Annotated in this window: 17 protein-coding genes; 14 read left to right on the top strand and 3 right to left on the bottom strand. The window is 64.3% G+C overall.

Features of this window, described 5'->3' with window-relative positions; translation table 11 throughout:
* Nucleotides 1-7: 7 nt before the first annotated feature.
* From IB249_RS02360 to IB249_RS02350, 3 genes are all read right to left on the bottom strand, one after another.
* Nucleotides 8-1,219: a nitrate/nitrite transporter gene (locus tag IB249_RS02360; RefSeq protein ID WP_192301911.1), complete on the bottom strand. Its 1,212-nt coding sequence runs from the start codon at nt 1,217-1,219 to the stop codon at nt 8-10.
* A gap of 340 nt (nt 1,220-1,559) precedes the next feature.
* On the bottom strand, nt 1,560-2,135 hold the full coding sequence (locus tag IB249_RS02355; RefSeq protein WP_084318725.1) for an ANTAR domain-containing response regulator: 576 nt from the start codon (nt 2,133-2,135) through the stop codon (nt 1,560-1,562).
* 15 nt (nt 2,136-2,150) lie between these two features.
* Nucleotides 2,151-3,362: a CmpA/NrtA family ABC transporter substrate-binding protein gene (locus IB249_RS02350; protein WP_192301910.1), complete on the bottom strand. Its 1,212-nt coding sequence runs from the start codon at nt 3,360-3,362 to the stop codon at nt 2,151-2,153.
* A 228-nt stretch (nt 3,363-3,590) separates the two neighbouring features.
* Between IB249_RS02350 and IB249_RS02345 the strand changes: the two genes are divergently transcribed.
* The 14 genes from IB249_RS02345 (at nt 3,591) to sctE (ending at nt 17,871) form a co-directional block, all read left to right on the top strand.
* Nucleotides 3,591-4,319, top strand: coding sequence for an AraC family transcriptional regulator (locus IB249_RS02345; protein WP_192301909.1), 729 nt, complete (start codon nt 3,591-3,593; stop codon nt 4,317-4,319).
* Between the two features lie 4 nt (nt 4,320-4,323).
* Nucleotides 4,324-5,970 carry a type III secretion system outer membrane ring subunit SctC gene (sctC, locus tag IB249_RS02340; protein ID WP_192301908.1) on the top strand — a complete coding sequence of 549 codons (1,647 nt, stop codon included), beginning with the start codon at nt 4,324-4,326 and terminating at the stop codon, nt 5,968-5,970.
* Nucleotides 5,967-7,070: a type III secretion system gatekeeper subunit SctW gene (gene sctW, locus IB249_RS02335; RefSeq protein ID WP_192301907.1), complete on the top strand. Its 1,104-nt coding sequence runs from the start codon at nt 5,967-5,969 to the stop codon at nt 7,068-7,070. The genes sctC and sctW overlap by 4 nt, the downstream gene beginning before the upstream one ends.
* Nucleotides 7,071-7,075: 5 nt before the next feature.
* A complete protein-coding gene (locus IB249_RS02330; protein ID WP_318653489.1) occupies nt 7,076-9,118 on the top strand; it encodes an EscV/YscV/HrcV family type III secretion system export apparatus protein in 2,043 nt (680 codons plus the stop codon).
* Between the two features lie 13 nt (nt 9,119-9,131).
* Nucleotides 9,132-10,457 carry a type III secretion system ATPase SctN gene (gene sctN, locus IB249_RS02325; RefSeq protein ID WP_192301905.1) on the top strand — a complete coding sequence of 442 codons (1,326 nt, stop codon included), beginning with the start codon at nt 9,132-9,134 and terminating at the stop codon, nt 10,455-10,457.
* Nucleotides 10,441-10,896: a type III secretion protein gene (locus tag IB249_RS02320; RefSeq protein WP_192301904.1), complete on the top strand. Its 456-nt coding sequence runs from the start codon at nt 10,441-10,443 to the stop codon at nt 10,894-10,896. Before sctN ends, IB249_RS02320 begins: the two co-directional genes overlap by 17 nt.
* 668 nt (nt 10,897-11,564) lie before the next feature.
* Nucleotides 11,565-11,804 (top strand): hypothetical protein, encoded by a 240-nt coding sequence (locus IB249_RS02315; RefSeq protein WP_192301903.1) that lies wholly within the window; start codon nt 11,565-11,567, stop codon nt 11,802-11,804.
* Nucleotides 11,801-12,700: a FliM/FliN family flagellar motor switch protein gene (locus IB249_RS02310; RefSeq protein WP_192301902.1), complete on the top strand. Its 900-nt coding sequence runs from the start codon at nt 11,801-11,803 to the stop codon at nt 12,698-12,700. Before IB249_RS02315 ends, IB249_RS02310 begins: the two co-directional genes overlap by 4 nt.
* Nucleotides 12,697-13,356: an EscR/YscR/HrcR family type III secretion system export apparatus protein gene (locus IB249_RS02305; protein WP_192301901.1), complete on the top strand. Its 660-nt coding sequence runs from the start codon at nt 12,697-12,699 to the stop codon at nt 13,354-13,356. Before IB249_RS02310 ends, IB249_RS02305 begins: the two co-directional genes overlap by 4 nt.
* A gap of 8 nt (nt 13,357-13,364) precedes the next feature.
* Nucleotides 13,365-13,619 (top strand): EscS/YscS/HrcS family type III secretion system export apparatus protein, encoded by a 255-nt coding sequence (locus tag IB249_RS02300; protein WP_192301900.1) that lies wholly within the window; start codon nt 13,365-13,367, stop codon nt 13,617-13,619.
* 4 nt (nt 13,620-13,623) lie between these two features.
* A complete protein-coding gene (sctT, locus tag IB249_RS02295; RefSeq protein WP_192301899.1) occupies nt 13,624-14,430 on the top strand; it encodes a type III secretion system export apparatus subunit SctT in 807 nt (268 codons plus the stop codon).
* Nucleotides 14,405-15,439 carry an EscU/YscU/HrcU family type III secretion system export apparatus switch protein gene (locus tag IB249_RS02290; RefSeq protein WP_192301898.1) on the top strand — a complete coding sequence of 345 codons (1,035 nt, stop codon included), beginning with the start codon at nt 14,405-14,407 and terminating at the stop codon, nt 15,437-15,439. Before sctT ends, IB249_RS02290 begins: the two co-directional genes overlap by 26 nt.
* A gap of 198 nt (nt 15,440-15,637) precedes the next feature.
* A complete protein-coding gene (sicA, locus tag IB249_RS02285) occupies nt 15,638-16,120 on the top strand; it encodes a type III secretion system translocator chaperone SicA (protein ID WP_192301897.1) in 483 nt (160 codons plus the stop codon).
* A 2-nt stretch (nt 16,121-16,122) separates the two neighbouring features.
* Entirely contained in the window at nt 16,123-17,871 is a 1,749-nt protein-coding gene (gene sctE, locus IB249_RS02280) for a type III secretion system translocon subunit SctE (RefSeq protein WP_192301896.1), read from the top strand.
* Nucleotides 17,872-17,886: the final 15 nt, after the last annotated feature.

Genomic DNA, 17,886 nt, shown 5'->3' with positions numbered 1-17,886 from the left:
TCAGGCCTCAGACCCGTGCGGCGGTGACAGCGGCCGAACCCCAGGTGGTTCTCCAGCGACGCTTGACGGCATGCAGGCCGAACCAGGCGAGGACGCCGAGGCTGGCGAACAACCACAAGGCCAATTGATAGCTGCCGGTGCTCTGCTTGATCGCGCCCATCCCGGCCGCGAGGGCGAAGCCGCCGATGCCGCCGGCCATGCCGATCAACCCGGTCATCACACCGATTTCGCGGCGGAAGCGCTGAGGCACCAATTGGAACACTGCGCCGTTACCCGCACCCAAACCGAGCATGGTGCAGACGAACAGGGCCAGGGCCGCATAGGAACTTGGCAAGTTGAAACCTACCGCGGCAATGCAGACCGCCGCCACCGTGTACATGCCCAGCAAGGTGCGAATGCCGCCGAAACGGTCGGCCAGGGCGCCGCCCAACGGGCGCATCAGGCTGCCACCGAACACGCAGGCTGCAGTGTAGTAACCGGCGGTGACCGGGCTCAGGCCATATTGGTCGTTGAAGTAGCCGGGCAGGGCGCTGGCCAGGCCGATGAAGCCACCGAAGGTCACGCAGTAGAAGAACATGAACCACCAGCTGTCGCGGTCGCCCAGGGCCTTGAAGTAGTCGGCCATCGACTTGGCCTTGGGCCGCTCGGGCGCGTTTTTCGCCAGGCAGGCAAAGACGATCAGGGTCAGGACCAGCGGGATCACGGCGAAACCGAACACGTTGCTCCAGCCGAACGCAGCCGCCAGCACCGGAGCGATCAACGCCGCCAGCACGGTGCCCGAGTTACCGGCCCCGGCGATGCCCATGGCCTTGCCTTGGTGCTGCGGCGGATACCATTGCGAGGCCAGCGGCAGGGCCACGGCGAAGGAAGCACCGGCCATGCCAAGGAACAGACCCAGCACCAGCGCCTGTTCATAGCTGTGGATACCCAGTTTCCAGGCGCCGAACAGCGCGCAAATGACGATCACCTGGCCAATCAGCCCGGCGGTCTTGGGCGACAGGCGATCGGCGAGCATGCCCATGATGAAACGCAGGATGGCGCCGGCCAGGATCGGCGTGGCGACGACCATGCCCCGTTGTTGCGTGGTCAGGTGCAGATCGCCGGCAATTTGCACTGCCAGTGGGCCCAGCAGGTACCAGACCATGAAGCTCAGGTCGAAATAGAGAAACGCCGCGAACAGGGTCGGGGTATGGCCGGATTTCCAGAAGCTTGAATTCATCGCGCACCTCAGCTGTGAGTCGTCTCGAGAAGGAGTCATGAGCTTGCAGGTGGGAGGCCGCAACGGCCGCACCACCGGCCCCGGGCTGTGGGGCCAAAACAAAAAAACGCCGCCACCGGATTCGCCATGGGCCAATCAGGTGAGCGACGTCTTTGTCGTAGGTGGGGCAACCGCCGTTGGTTACCTGTGGTGAATGCTTAGCGAGATTTGTGCCAACACTTCGAAACCGAGTCGCCCCTATCGCGAGCAGGCTCGCTCCCACACTGGATTTTCGGTGCTCAAAAGATCCCTGTGGGAGCGAGCCTGCTCGCGATGGGGCCAGAAAGGGCGATACAGAACCTCAGCCGAGCAACTCACTCATCGCGATAATCTGCTCCGCCACCTGGATCAGCTTCTGCTGCCGGCTCATGGCCTGGCGGCGCATGAGGGTGTAGGCCTCTTCCTCGTTGCAGTCCTTCATTTTCATCAGCAGCCCCTTGGCCAGCTCGATGCGCTTGCGCTCGGCCAGTTGCAGGTCGCGGGCATGGAGTTGGGCGCGCAGGGCCTGGTCGCTTTCGAAGCGGGCCATGGCCACGTCCAGAATCGGCTGCAGGCGCTGGGCGTGAATGCCTTCGACGATGTAGGCGCTGACCCCGGACTTGATCGCCTGGCGCATCACATCGGGGTCATGCTCGTCGGTGAACATCACGATCGGGCGCGGTTGGTCGCGGCTGACCAATACCACTTGTTCCATCACATCGCGGCTCGGTGATTCGGTATCGATCAGGATCACGTCCGGGCGCACCGTTTCGACGCGCGCGGGCAGGTCGATGGTCAGACCGGATTCGTCGATGACTTCGAATCCGGCTTCGGTCAGGGCGGCCTTCAGCCGGCCGACTTTCTTCGCGGTGTCATTGATCAGCAGGATACGCAACATATTCGCAGTCTCCTGTCAGCGGCTGGCGAGTAGGGGCGAGCTGTCGCTCATGGCATGCAGCTTGAAACCACGGGCGTAGCCGACAGGGTCCGAGCCATCCCAGATCTTGCCGTCGATCAATTGGCTGCTGCGCATTTCCAGGCTCGACGCCACGATGCCGACGGCGCTGGCGGCCTCTTTGTACACGTCCAGTTGCTGGACCTGCCGGGCTACCGCGAGGTAGTCCGGGTCGTCACGCAGCAAGCCCCAGCGGCGGAACTGAGTCATGAACCACATGCCGTCGGACAGGTACGGCAGGTTCACTTCGCCATTGCCATGCAGGCGCAGGGCGTGCGGGTCCTGCCAGCGATTGCCGAGGCCGTCGACGTAATCGCCGAGCAATCGCGGCTCGATGCAGTCGAGCGGCGCGTCGAGGTACTGCGGGGCGCTCAGCAGCTGCGCAGTACTGCGGCGGTTTTCAATGCTTTGCTCGATGAAGCGACTGGCTTGCAGGATCGCCATCACCAGTGCCCGGGCGGTGTTGGGGTATTGCTCGACGAAGGCGCGGGTGCAGCCCAGGACTTTCTCCGGATGGTCGGGCCAGATGGTCTGGGTGGTGGCCAGCGTGAAGCCGAGGTTCTGCTTCACCGCGCTGGCGGACCAGGGCTCACCGACGCAGAAACCGTCGATCCGTCCCGCTTGCAGGTGCGCGACCATTTGCGGCGGTGGCACCACCACGCTGTCGACGTCGTGCAAGGGATGGATGCCCTGGCTCGCCAGCCAGTAATACAGCCACATGGCGTGGGTGCCGGTGGGGAAGGTCTGGGCAAAGGTGAGTTTTGGTCGAGTTTGGTGCACGTGGCGGTCCAGTGCCTCAGGACCGGTCACGCCCAGCGCCTGCAACCCCTGGGACAGGTTGATGCTCTGGCCGTTCTGGTTCAGACCCATGAGCACCGCCATGTCGGTGGCGGCCACGCCGCCGATGCCCAGGTGCACCGCATAGATCAGGCCATAGAGGCTGTGGGCGGCATCCAGTTCTCCACTGACCAGTTTGTCCCGCAGGTTGGCCCAGGATGACTGGCGCTTGAGGTTCAAGGTCAGTCCGTACGGCTGGGCGAAACCCTGGGTGGCGGCGACCACCACCGAGGCACAGTCGCTCAGGGCCATGAAACCGAGATTGATTTCGGTCTTTTCCGGGGCATCGCTGCCGTTGACCCAGGCCAATGGGCCGGCTGATGGTTCGTTCATCGCGTCTTCACCTTGCAAAAAAAAGCGTCGTCCCGCGTCCTCGCATACGCAAGGCCGGGTGACGACGCCGTTGTCCTGACACTCATCGCGCCGTTGCCATGAGTGCTGATGTCTGTGGGGGTGCAAGGCATATGCCAGAGCGGCGTTCATCAGTTTTCCATCAGGACTTCCCGGGCCCGGTCTTTCATCCTGCCGAACCTTCCTCGTCAGGCCGAACAGCAGATGGGCATGCCCCCCGAACCCCTTCACCTCACACCCATTCCCGGCGGTCGCTGTGGCGAACGCGTGATGCATTTGCGTGTCGGCAGGTCGAACCTGCTCCTGGGGACGACGCCGTGCAGTCGCTTGCCCGGCGGTTGGGAAGGGTTGGTCGCGGTCAACGAGGAACTGCACCTGCACGGTGGCGACGTACAAGTGCTGCCGTTGTCGCCGGCGCGGCTGGTGAAATTGCAGGTGTTCATCGACCTGAGCGATGCGTTGATCGGCCAACGGCAAAACCCCGCTTCATGGGCGTCGTTGCCGGTGAGCCTGGACACCGTTCGCTCGGACCGCGCCCTGGAGCACTGGTACATCGCGCAGGCACTGGGCGGTAGCCCGGCCTTCCAGGCCTTCGCCAACGTGTTGCGGCACACCGAGAGTTACGGGCTGGTGCGATTCCTCTTGGAGCAGGGCACCCGCAGCGAAAAACTCGCGGACCTGGCGCAGCGCTACGGCGTTTCGGTGTCGCACTTCCGGCGCCTGTGCCGCCAGGCGCTCGGCAAGGCCGCCAAGCCTGAATTGCGCGGCTGGCGCACGGCCCGGGCGTTGCTCAACATGAGCCTGCAGGGCGGTTCGCTGACCGATGTCGCGCTGGAACTGGGCTTCGCCTCGTCTTCGCATTTCTCGAGAGAAATTCGCCAGCTGGTGGGGTTCACGCCCAGCAGTCTGTGCGACATCACCTACCTGCCGGGAAAGTGAGCCGATGAACCGCCGAATCATCGCGCTGCTGTCCGTCTGCCTGTCGATGGGCTGGCTGCTCGCGCCATGGCGCGCCCAGGCCAGCGAAGACAATTTCGAAGCTCGGGAACAGAGCGTGCGCAGCTTTTTCAGCGCGCTGTCCGGCCCGTTGGGCAAGCCGGTCATCGTCAGCAAGAGCGCGGCGGCCAAGCGCATCTCGGGCACCTTCGACCTGCGCGCGCCGCAACAGGTGTTCGAACGGGTCAGCGCGCAGATGGGCTTGATCTGGTACAGCGACGGCCAGGCGATCTACCTGTACGACAACGGCGAGTTCAAAAGCTCGATGATGGCGCTGCAGACCCTGACCGTGGCGAACCTGAAGGCGTTCCTCGAACGCTCCGGGTTGTACGATCGGCGATACCCGTTACGCCACGATGGCCTGCGCACGTTCCATGTGTCCGGGCCGCCGATGTATGTCGATCTGGTGATCCAGGCCGCCGGGATGATGGACAACCAGCGCTCGGAACTGATGCTGGGCAAACAGCAGATCGGCGTCATCCAGGTGCGCAACACCTTCGTCGGCAACCGCCAGTACGACTTGCGTGACGACAAGATCACCATCCCGGGCCTGGCGACCGTGATCGAAGACTTGCTGCGCGGCGAGCGCAATGGCGTCGAATCCACCGTGGCCCAGGCCCAGCCTGAACGCCAGGCGGTTACGCCGGAGTTTCCGCTGCTCGGCCTGGCGACCACGCTGTCGGAACAGGACCCGTCCGCACCGCGCATCCTTGCCCGCGACATGGCGGCCGGCAATATCCGGGTCGTGGCCTACCCCGACACCAACAGCCTGTTGGTCAAGGGCCTGCCAGAGCAGGTGCGCTTCATCGAGAACCTGGTGAGTGCGCTGGACACGCCCAAGCGTCACGTCGAGCTGTCGCTGTGGATCATCGACCTGCACAAGGACGAGCTCAATCAGTTGGGCATCAACTGGCAAGGGGCGTCGAAGGTGGGCGGCAAGTTCGGTGTATCGCTCAACACCGGCTCGACCACCACCCTCAACGGCGCGTCGTTCGTGGCGCGGATCCTGGCCCTGGAACGCACCGACCGGGCGAACGTGGTGTCGCGGCCAATGATCCTGACGCAGGAGAACGTGCCGGCGATTTTCGACAACAATCGCACCTTTTATGCGCCGCTGGTGGGGGAGCGCAGTGTCGATCTGCAACACGTGACCTACGGCACGCTGGTGAACGTGCTGCCGCGTTTCGCCCAGACCGACGAGATCGAAATGTCGCTCACCATCGAGGACGGCAGCCAGATCGACAACCCCGACCGGGGCGAGCAACCGAGTGCATTGCCCACCGTCGGTCGCACCCGGATCAGCACGGTGGCGCGGGTTCCACCGGGCAAGAGCCTGCTGGTGGGTGGCTTCACCCGCGATGATCACAGCGAACAGATCGGCCGGATACCGGTGCTCGGTTCGATCCCATGGATCGGTCGCTTGTTCAGCTATCGGCAGAGTCGCTCGGCCAACACCGTGCGAGTGTTCTTGATTCAGCCCAGGGAAATCCGCGATGCGCTGGAGCCGAATGTCGTCGAGCCGGCTACGCGTTTGCTCACCCCGCAACAGCACGAGCGGGTGCGACGCAGCTACCTGCGGGGGCCCCAGCCATGATCCTGCCGACGATGTCCAGCGCTGGCCGGGCGGCCCAGGCGCGGCTCAACGCCGAGAAGGCCGCCGAGCATCCGCCGCCCCAGGCGTCGGTCGAGACCGAACTCGACGACGCTGCGGCCACCGCCTGGGTCCAGCGTCTGGTGCAGATCAGCGATGAAATGTCCGCCGCGCTCACCCAGTTTCGAGGCCGACGGCAGTTCGAGTTGAAACCCGACAGCCTGCCGGACAATTTCGAGCGGGTCCTGGACGACGATCCGCTGCCCAAGGTGCAGCAACTGCTCAGGCTGGCGCCACTCGCCGACGCCTCCGTCGCCCGTTTGTTGACGACAGCGCGCAAGCTGTTTGCCGATGACAGCGACCTGACATGGGTGCTGCGTGAGCTGCTGCGCCGCAAGACGCTGGACGAGGTCAGTCGGCAACGGTTGGAGACCCTGTTGCAGGCAGTGGTCGCCCAGGCGCCTCCCAAGCGCCTGAAGGCCGGGATCAATGCCGCGCTCAAGGCCCGGTTGTTCGGCGCGAGCCTGGCCGTGCGGGCCGCGTTGCTGCGTGAAACGTATCGGGATTTTCTCGAGTGCGATGACGGGCCGCTCGACAGTTATCAGCACTGGATCGCGCTTTACGGCCCGGCCCGGCGCTTGCAGGTGCTGGCGTTCATCGAGGCGGCGCTGCTCACCGATATCGGCGCCCAGGACCCGAGCTGTTCACGCCTGGAGTTTGGCCGGTTGCTGGCCCGGCTGAGCGAACTCAAGCGCCTGCGTTCAGCCGAGGCGCAGTTCGTTGGCGGTCTGCTCGGCGATTCGTTGATCCGCCGGCACAACCCCGAGGAAGCCGACTGGCTGGTGTTCTTGCTGGGCCTGCTGACCTGCCCGGATGAACTCGACCCGTTGCTGTTCGGCGTGCTCGGCGACAGCCTGCGGTTGAGCCCGCACCCTGAACGCTCGACGCTGCTGAACACCGTGCGGCGGTTCAGCCTGCAATTGCCTTTGTCGCTGTTCGCCGAGGCAGACGCGCCGCAACGCCTGGCGCAGCAATTCACCCATCTGGCTGACATCGCCTTCGGCCATGAAGGTCTGCGACGATCTGCTGGCGGTGACGCATGACCGGCCTGCTCAACGTGTTTCTGCGCAACGTTGGCGCGCGCCCGGAGCTGCTGATCCTGACACTGATGGTGATGATCATCGCCATGCTGATCATTCCCTTGCCGACGGCGCTGGTGGATTTTCTCATCGGCCTGAACATCGTCATTTCGCTGCTGGTGTTCATGGGCTCGTTCTACATCGAACGCATCCTCGCCTTTTCGACATTTCCGGCGCTGCTGCTGTTGACCACGCTGTTTCGCCTGGCGCTGTCGATCAGTACCAGCCGCCTGATCCTCAGCCAGGCCGACGCCGGCGAGATCATCGCCTCGTTCGGGACGTTCGTGATTGGCGAAAGCCTGGTGGTGGGGTTCGTGATTTTTTCCATCGTCACCATCGTCCAGTTCATCGTGATCACCAAAGGCTCGGAGCGGGTCGCCGAAGTCGCGGCGCGCTTCTCGCTGGACGGCATGCCGGGCAAGCAGATGAGCATCGACGGCGACCTCAAGGCGGGCGCCATCAGCGCCGAAGAGGCGAGGGACAAGCGCAACGTGCTGGAGCGCGAAAGCCAGTTGTACGGTGCCTTCGACGGCGCCATGAAGTTCATCAAGGGCGACGCGATCGCCGGCATCGTCATCATCTTCGTCAACTTCATCGGGGGCATGGCCATCGGTGTCGGGCAGTTGGGCATGGACACGTCCACCGCCCTGTCGACCTACACCCTGCTGACCATCGGCGATGGCCTGGTGGCGCAGATTCCGGCCCTGTTGATCGCCATCGGCGCCGGCTTCATCGTCACCCGCGTCAACGGTGACGACAGCAACCTGGGGCGCAACATGCTCGCGCAGACCCTGGGCAACCCGTTCGTCATCGGCGTGACTGCGTTGCTGGCGTTGGGCGTCGGCCTGCTGCCGGGCTTTCCGCTGCTGACCTTCGTGCCCATCGCCGCGTTGTTGGCGCTGGTGGTGTTTTTCCGCCTGCGGCCAGTCGGCGGGCAGGGCGCCCCGCGTGTCGGCGCCAGCGAGCAGGACGCGCTGCACGTCGGGTCGGGGTTGCTTGAGAACATCGACACCCTCGCCACTGAAACCGTCGCCCTGATGCTGCTGGTGCCCACCGCGCAACTGGAGGTGTTGACCCGGGCCCGTTGGGCCGCGCGATTTCGCAGTCAGTTCTTCGTCGATTACGGCTTGCGCATCCCCGAGCCGCAACTGCGTGGCAACGACGGCTTGCCGGCGCACCAGGTGGCGGTGCTGATCAATGAAGTGCGGGCCGAGCAGTTCGACATCCATTTCGACCACTGGCGCCTGCTGGACTACTCGCCGGACCTGGAACCCCTGGGGTTCTCCCTGGTGCGCGGCCAGGACAGCAATCGCCAGGGCGGCGTGTGGGTCGGCGCCGTCGACCGGGCGCAGGTGCAGCAATTGGGCTATCAACTGCGAGCGGCCGACGAGGAGTGTTATCGCTGCCTGGTGACGTTACTGGCACGCAACATCCAGGAATTTTTCGGTGTGCAGGAGACCAAGCACCTGCTCGACGAAATGGAGAGTCGCTATCCCGACCTGCTCAAGGAAGTGTATCGCCACGTCACCGTGCAGAAGATCGCCGAAGTGCTGCAACGCCTGGTCGGCGAACGCATCTCCGTGCGCAACCTGAAGCTGGTCCTCGAGTCGCTGGCCTACTGGGCCTCGCGGGAAAAGGACGTGCTGGCGCTGGTCGAACACGTTCGCGGGACGATGGCGCGCTACATCAGCAACAAGTTCGCCCATGGCAATGACCTGCGCGTCCTGCTGTTGTCGCCGGAATTCGAAGAGGTGGTGCGCCGGGGAATCCGGCAGACCTCGGGCGGCAGTTTCATCAACCTGGAGCCGTCGGAGGCGCAAGAGTTGATGGACCGCCTGAGCGTCGGCCTGGACAGCCTGCACATCGCGCACAAGGACATGGTGCTGCTGTGTTCGGTGGATGTGCGGCGCTATATCAAGAAGCTGATCGAAGGACGGTTCCGCGAGCTGGACGTGATGTCGTTCGGCGAAATATCCGAGACCGTTTCGGTCAACGTCCTCAAGACCCTCTGAGCCCACTCGACCCATGAATGACTTACTGCCTGATGACACCTGGCGAGCACCGAGCGACCCGCGGCTGGAGCGGCGGGCGGCGCATCCGCTGCGCTTGAGCGGCGCCTTGCTCGAAGCGGCGCTGGACGATGTGGTGATCGGTGAAGTCTGCGAGGTGCGCCGCCACTGGCTTTCGCCGCAGGTGGCGGCGCGGGCGCAGGTGATCGGTTTCAAACCCGCTACGGTGTTGCTCAGCCTGCTGGGTGATGGCCGGGGGTTGTCCAGGGCATCGATGATCGTGCCGACGGGCTCGACCTTGCACCTGCGTTGCAGCGAGGCCCTGCTCGGCAGCGTGGTCGACCCTCAGGGGCATGTGGTGGAGCGACTGGCGCCGTCGGCAGACGTTGCGCCTCACGACTACCCGGTGGACGCCGACCCACCCGCTTACCATCAGCGGCGGCCGGTGGTACAGGCGATGGACACTGGCATTCGGGTTATCGATGGCTTGCTGACCTGCGGAGTCGGTCAGCGCATCGGCGTGTTCGCGGCGGCCGGGTCGGGCAAGACCACGTTGATCAACATGCTGATCGGCCACAGCGATGCCGATGTGTTTGTCGTCGGCCTGATAGGCGAGCGCGGGCGCGAGGTGACCGAGTTCATCGAACACCTGCGCCAGTCGCCCCGACGCTCAAGCTGCGTGGTGGTGTTTGCCACCTCGGATTTTTCCTCGGTGGATCGCTGCAATTCGGCGCTGCTGGCCACGACCATTGCCGAGTATTTTCGCGACCAGGGCCGGCGCGTGGTGTTGTTGCTGGACTCGTTGACCCGCTACGTCCGGGCGCGCCGCGACCTGGCCCTGGCCGCAGGTGAAGCGCCGGCCCGTCGCGGTTACCCGGCGTCGGTGTTCGACGCACTGCCGCGCCTGTTGGAACGCCCGGGTGTGACCGCCACGGGCAGCATCACCGCCTGGTACACAGTGCTGCTGGAAAGTGACGACGAGCCGGACCCGATCGCCGAAGAGATCCGCTCGATTCTCGACGGTCATGTCTGCCTCAGCCGAACCCTGGCCGCCAAAGGGCACTACCCGGCGATCGATGTCTTGCGCAGCGTCAGCCGTGTCGCCACCCAAGTCAGCAGCGCCCAGGTGCAGGCGTCGGCGGCTTCGGCCCGGGACACCCTGGCCCGCCTGGAGCAGTTGCAGGTCTTCCTCGACCTGGGCGAGTACACCCCGGGCGCGGATGCCGCCAGCGATCAGGCGTTGCAGCGCCGCGAAGCCCTGATGCACTGGCTGCGTCAGCCGACGGCTGAGCGGTGCACGCCTGACGACACCCTGCGGAGCCTCAATGAACTGCTTGCCTGAGCTGCGACGCCTGCTGTCGCTCCAGCAGTCGCGCTGGCAACGTGCCGAGCGGGCGCTGTTGCAGACACAACGACAGTTGCAGCCGTTGCTGCGCGAACTCAGCGATTTCGCGGAACAGGAGGTCTCACTGCGCAGCCTGCTGGCCAGCCATCAGGCCAGCGACATCACCCTCGATTACGCGCAGTTGCTGGCGCTGTTGCGCCACCAGGCGCTGCTCCGGCGGCAGCTTGACCTGCTGCACCTGGAGCGTGACCACGTGGCCGGGCAGTGCAGACAACTTGAGCAGTCGTTGCTCCGGCAACGCGAACACTTGCGTGAGGCGCGGCGCAAACATGACAGCTGCGTTCGTTCGCTGCAGCAACGGCTGCGGGTACAACGGCTGGAACAGCTTCGCCGTGAAGAACGGGAGACGGAAGAGATGAGTGGAGCGCGGCGATGAAAGACATAGCCACCGTTTCACCCGGCCCGGCTCACAGCGTGGTGCCCGATAACGCAGGCATTGCCGATGGGCTGCACGACCGGCGGGTCCCGGTGCAGGTGGAGGAATTACCGCAAGGTGTGCTGGATTTGTTGGCGGCGTTGATCGTGCGAACTCGATCGGCTGGCGAGTCGGGGGGACTGGACGGGCGCCTTCGCGAGCAGGCTCGCTCCCACAGGGGATCGGGTTCCGATGTGGGCGAGTCGGGGGGACTGGACGGGCGCCTTCGCGAGCAGGCTCGCTCCCACAGGGGATCGGGTTCCGATGTGGGCGAGTTGGGGGGACTGGACGGGCGTATTCGCGAGCAGGCTCGCTCCCACGGGGAGTCGCATGCCCATGTGGGAGAGCAGGCTCAATCTCACAGGGAGTCGCATGCCAGTGGGGGAGAGCAGGCTCAATTTCTCCGGGAAGCGCAATCCCGTGTGGGAGCGAGCCTGCTCGCGAAGGCGGCCGCAAGGGCGCCTGATGATCTTGCGGGCACAGTCGTTGCCGACGCCTCAATGAACCTGTACGGCACGCGCCCCGCGCCGGTCACCCCAGCACTCGCGCTCCCGTTACCCCCGGCACCCGTCCCCCGGCCTGCCATCGAGCCGAGGATCGAAACACCACCCGGCCCAGGTCCCGGCCTGTTGCAGGTGCCCTTCAACAAAGGCGCGGCCAGCGGGCAGGTGACGATCAGTCGAGAGCCCGACGAACCCGCTCGACCGTTGCTGCTCAGTCCGAGCAACCCGCTGGTTTTCGAACAGCTCAAGGCACCGTTCGAACAGCTGCGAGAGCCCGGATGGCGGCTGGCCGATCAGCGTGGCGAGCAGCAACGCCAAGGCTCCCGGCAATCGCCGGATGAAGAGCCGCAAGAGTCCAGCACATGAGCGCGTTGACGTTGCGCCGGGTCGAGGCGGTGGCCCACGCCAGGGCGCAGGTGGTGCAACGCTGGCGCCACGCCGGTCACCACGCGGGCCTCGGGCGGCCCACCCGACAACCGGGCTATCTGGGATTTTGCGCCAGTGGCCGCGCGGGCGAATGGCGCGGCCTGATCAACGCCGTTGACTGGCTGCATCACGCATGGCCATCACTGCGCGGGTGGCTGCCTCACGAATGCCCGGCCTCCAGCATCGCCTGTTTGTTCCAGGCCGTGCCCCAACCCTTGTTGCTGCCGGAGGCGGCATTGCCTTACCACGAGTTGCGCGACATCGAACTGATCGCCCCGCCGGCATTGCCCAGCGAAGACCTGCCGTGGCTCGACACCGCACGGGGCCGGGTGTGGGTGACGCAGGTGCCGACGGTACGCGCCGTCACGCCGGGAGCGGCGCCCTGGCTGCGGGATCTGCCGCTGCGCCTGGAGCTGCTGCTCGGCAGCAGCCAACTGAGCCATGGCAACCGGGCGCGGCTGGGGCCGGGCGACGTTCTGCGCATCACCCAGCGGACCGACCACTGCCGGCTGGCCAGTCGATGCATTGGCGTTTTCACGTTTACCCAAGGGGGATTACACATGCAATCAACGCACGACGAAGCACCCATCGTCACACCGGTCGAACTGGCGAGTTTGCCGGTGCGCCTGGAGTTTCTGCTGGCCAGCCATGAGATCGACCTGGGCACGCTGTCGCAGATCATCGAGGGGCAACTCATTCCCTTGCCGAGCGACGCCGCGCGGCAGATCGAGGTGCGCGCCAATGGCAAGCCCGTGGCCCGTGGCGAACTGGTGCAACTGGACGGACAGTTGGGCGTCGAGGTGCTGGAGCTGTATCGCCCGGAACCGCCGCGATGAATGACGTTTCGTTGATCGCGCTGCTGGCGTTCGCCTCGCTGTTGCCGTTCCTGGTGGCCGCCGGCACCTGCTACATCAAGTTTTCCATCGTGTTTGTCATCGTGCGCAACGCCCTGGGCTTGCAACAGGTGCCCTCGAACATGACGCTCAATGCGATTGCCCTGATGCTGGCGATCTTCGTCATGACCCCGGTGATGAAACAGGGTTACGGCTATTACAAGGAAGAGGCGGTGGCCTTCACCGACATCGAGTCGGTGGTGAACTTCGCGGAGAACGGGCTGGGTGGCTACAAGGACTATCTGCGCAAGTACACCGATCCGGAACTGGCCCGCTTTTTCGAGCGTGCGCAGGCGGCGCAGGACGATGACGAGACCGGTGCAGTCGACGAGGAAGCCCCCGCGCCTTCGTTGTTCGCACTGTTGCCGGCCTATGCGCTGAGTGAAATCAAAAGCGCATTCAAGATCGGTTTTTACCTGTACCTGCCCTTCGTGATCGTCGACCTGGTGATTTCCAGCATCCTGCTGGCGCTGGGCATGATGATGATGAGTCCGGTGATCATCTCGGTGCCGATCAAACTGGTGCTGTTTGTCGCGCTGGATGGCTGGGCGCTGCTGTCGACCGGGCTGGTCAGGCAATACCTGACGCTGCTGGCCTAGGGGCGCCGATGAACGACCTGGTGTATGCCGGCAACAAGACCCTGTACCTGATCCTGCTGATGGTCGCCTGGCCGATCATTGTCGCCACGGTGGTCGGCCTGGTCGTGGGGCTGATCCAGACCGTGACCCAGTTGCAGGAGCAGACGCTGCCGTTCGGTTTCAAGTTGCTGGCGGTGGCGGCGTGCCTGTTTTTGCTCTCGGGCTGGTACGGTGAAACCTTGCTCGATTTCAGTCGTGAAGTCATGCGCCTGGCGTTGGCCTAGCCGAATGACAGCGACCCTGTTTTCCGACCTGTATGCCTGGTTTGCCGTCGCGCTGCTGGGGTTCGCACGGCTGGCGCCGATTTTTTTCATGCTGCCGTTTCTCAACGGCGGCGTGTTGACCGGGGCACCGCGCCAGGCAGTGATCCTGCTGGTGGCGGCGGGGTTCTGGGCCAGTGTCGGCGTGCCGCTACCGCGTCTCGACAGCCTGGCATTCTTCGGCTGGCTGCTGCGCGAGGCTGGCATTGGCGTGTTGCTCGGCGTCCTGCTGTGCTGGCCGTTCTGGGTCCTGCACGCCATGGGCAACCTGATCGACAACCAGCGTGGGGCCCTGCTCAGCAGCACCGTGGACCCGGCCAACGGCGTCGATACCTCGGAGCTGGCGAACTTCCTGCAACTGTTTGCCGCCGTGGTGTACCTCGAAGGGGGCGGCATGCGGTTGATGCTCGAAACCGTCGGCCACAGCTATCGCCTGTGCGCCCCGGTCGATGTCTGCGAGATCAATGTGCACGCGCTGTTCGGCCTGCTCGATGCCCTGGTGGGCAAGATGCTGGTGATCAGCGCGCCGGTGGTGGCGACTCTGTTGATCAGCGAGGCGCTGCTGGGTCTGTTGTCGCGGTATGCGCCGCAGATGAACGCGTTTTCGGTGTCGCTGACGGTCAAGAGCCTGGTGGCGGTGATGGTGCTGATGCTGTACTTCGGCGCGCACGTGCCCGATGAAGTCCTGCGCATGGGCGCCGGCTCCCGGGGGGTGGCGCACTATTTGTCCGCTGACGGGGAGTCGGGTGATGTCGTCCAGCGCCTCGAAGACTGAAAAACCCACGCCCAAGCGCCTGCGCGATGCTTCGCGCAAGGGGCAGACGTTCAAGGCCCGGGATCTGGTCGTCACCTGCCTGACGCTGTGCGGCATCGCCTACATGGTATTCAACAGCTCGTTGCTGGAGATCATGGAGGTCTATCGACGCATCATCGCCCGGGATTTCGACGCCGACCTGCAACAGTATTCGGCGACGCTGGTGCTCGTGGGGCTCAAGGCGCTGCTGCCGCTGCTGGTGGTGTGCATCCTGACCAGCGCCGTGCCGGCGTTGCTGCAAAGCGGCTTTGCCCTGGCCAGCGAAGCCTTGAAGCTGAATTTCGGCGCGCTGAACCCGATCAATGGCCTGAAAAAACTGTTCAGCCTGCGCACGCTCAAGGACACGCTGAAGGCGCTGCTGTACCTGGGCAGTTTTGCCCTGGCGCTGTGGATGGTCTGGATCACTCAGCGGCAATTGCTGTTTGCCCAACTGTTTGCCCGCGCCCCGGATCTGTTTGCGATCTGGGGCCACTTGCTGCTGGTGCTGGTGTTGGCGTTTCTGCTCTGTGTGCTGTTGATCGTGGTGCTCGATGCGCTGAGCGAATACTGGCTGTTCATGCGCGAGCAGAGGATGGACAAGCATGCGGTCAAGCGCGAACACAAGGAACTGGACGGCGACCCGCACCTCAAGGGGCGTCGCCGCGACCTGCACCTGGAGCTGCTGTCGGAGCAGGTCAGGTCCGATGTGCGCAGCTCGCGGATGATCATCGCCAACCCCACCCATATCGCCATCGGCGTGTATTTCCGCCCGGACATCATCGTGCTGCCTTTCATCTCCCTGATGGAAACCAACCAGCGCGCCCTGGCCGTCCGGGCCTACGCCCGGGAGGTCGGCGTCCCGGTGATCAACGACCCGGCCCTGGCCCGCCGCATTTTCAAGACCCATCAGCGCTACAGCTTCCTGCAGGTGCAGGAAGTCGAGGAAGTCCTGCGCCTGTTGATCTGGCTGGAGCAGGTCGAGCAGGCGTGATGGCGGATCGCTGTGGGCGTGAGCGCGCTGGCGACGGTCGTCAACGATGACGCAGGTTGTCTGGCCGTTTTTCGCGAGCAGGCTTGCTCCCACAGGCAATCGGGCGGGCGTTTTGAGCGCAATTTGGCAGCGCCCCTGAGGGTGCTTTGGCTCAATGCACGGGCCGGCGACGCTGGCACTTTTTCAGGAGTGTGGCCGATGAGTGGTGACAACCAACAAGACGAGCGGGTCGCCCTGGGCATCGTCGATGCCGTCCTCGCCGGAGCATCGTTGAAGCAGGTTCAGGGCTTGAGCGACGAGCACATGGATGACCTGTACGCCTTCGCGTTCAAGTTCTATGAGCAGGGGCGGCTGGACGATGCCGAGAAGTTCTTTCATTTCCTGTGCATCTACGATTTTTACAACAGCCATTACTGGATGGGGTTGGCGGCGGTGCATCAACTCAAGTGCAACCACCAGAAAGCGATCGACCTGTACGCCATCGCCTTCGCCCAGGGCCGCAACGACTACCGACCGATGCTGTACACCGGCCAGTGTCAGCTTGCCCTGGGCCGGATCGCCAAGGCCAGGTTGTGTTTCGAGTACGTACTCGACCAGGCGACGCAGGAGGACCTGCGCCAACAGGCCCAGGTGTATCTGGACACATTGGGCCCCCTCGAAAAGGACTGTTCGGAGGACTGAACATGAGTGACATCAGCCGCACAATGAATCCGGCCTCTGTGTTTGGGCCTGGCCGTTCCGACACCTTCACGGGTGATGCAATCGCCGCCCGGGTGGATTATCGCAAGGCGGGCCAGGAGGCGCTGGGCGCCCTGATGTCGGTGAATTACCACGCCGAACCCGGTCAGTCCGCGCCGGCCCCGGGACGACCGCAATTGCACCCGCCCATGGCACGGGACCTTGGAAAAGCCGCGCAGGGCGATCTGTTCACGCTGCTGATGGCGATGATCAGCGAGCTGATCGGCGAGGTCGACATCAACAAGCTGAAGAGTCGGCTGGCGATGGCCCAAAGCCTGGCTGGTGCCCGGCAGCAGGGCCAGGAAAAACTCGCCACTCAATACACTTTGGCCGTGACGGCGCTGGAAACCGCCGAGGGCGCGGTGGAAAACAGTCAGCAGCAACTGGAGAAACAACGTGAGCGCGTGCAGAGCGTTCAGGGCCAGCGGGATGCCAGCGAAACCCGTCTGGCCGGCCTGGCCGCCGAATCACCGGAGTATGCGAGCGAGTTGGCGCGGTGCGACCGGCTCAAGGGTGAGCTGACAACCGCGACCCAGTCTGTTCAAACGGCCACCGATGCCCACTTGAAGCTGATCGAGACCGCCAATGCCGCCGCGAAAAACCTGCTGTTCCTGACCGGCCAGTTGGTGGAGGCAGGTGTCGCGGGTGCTCCACTCAAGCAGGCCGATGAAAAGGCGTTGAGCGCCAGTGCGCTTGCGCTGCTGAACCGCTTGAAACTCATCGAGCTGCTGGGCGATTCCGCGCAGAACAAGGAAGCGCTCAATCAGGAGCTGTTGCTGCAACTGCAGGCCAGATTGCAGGAAAAAATGCAGCTTGAATCGCAGCAGTACCTGGAGGAAGTGCGCAAGGCCGAAGCGTTGCAAAAGACCATGGGTTGCGTCGGTAAAGTCGTGGGTGCGCTGGTGTCCATTGCTACGATTGTCGCGGGCGTCCTGACGGTCAACCCGGTATTGATCGCCGTCGGGGTCATCGGCGCCGCCATCATGATTGCGGACGAGGTGACCCGGGAACTCACCGGCGCATCGTTCATGGCCGAGGTGATGAAACCGCTGACCACGGTCATGCAGGAAGCCGTGAAGCTGTTTACCGACCTGTACACCAAGACGTTGATGGCGTTTGGCGTCGACGCCAAGACGGCCAAAGACATCGGGCAAATCGCCGGGATGATTGCGGGCATCGCCGCCACACTGGGCGCCATCGTGCTCACGGTCATGGTCGGGATCAAGGTGATCGGGCCGCTGCTCAGTGCCGTTGCTTCGAAAATCGGCTCGGTGGCGGCCCAGGCCGCACCGGCGGCGGTACAGGCCGCGCGGCAGTTGGCGTCGTCGTTGGGCAACACCCTGACCCAGATGCTCAGTCAACTGCGCCATTTCGTCAGCCGTGGCGCGGACCCCGTGGCACTGGCCCGCTACGTCGCCAGGGTCGAAGTCGCCCAGGCGGTCACCGAATTCGGCGGCGTCGGCGCGCAGGGCGTGATGGGTACACAGAGTGGTGTGCATCAGGCCCAGGCCGCCAGGCACCTGGCCGATGTCCGGGTGCACATGGCGGTCAACGACGAGCTCACCCGTTACCTGACACGCATCGTCGAGGACTACGGCAAGGCGATGCAGGATCGTGGCCGGCAGATCGAACAGGTCTTTGCCGACCTGCAACGCAGCCATGCCGTCAGCGTGCAAATGGCCCGGCAGGTTTGAATTCACCGATAGAAG

Source organism: Pseudomonas sp. PDM04 (assembly GCF_014851765.1).
In the GTDB taxonomy this organism is placed as follows: Bacteria; Pseudomonadota; Gammaproteobacteria; order Pseudomonadales; family Pseudomonadaceae; genus Aquipseudomonas.
Note: the sequence above shows the minus strand (reverse complement) of the source record. Positions and strands in the feature narration are given on the sequence as shown.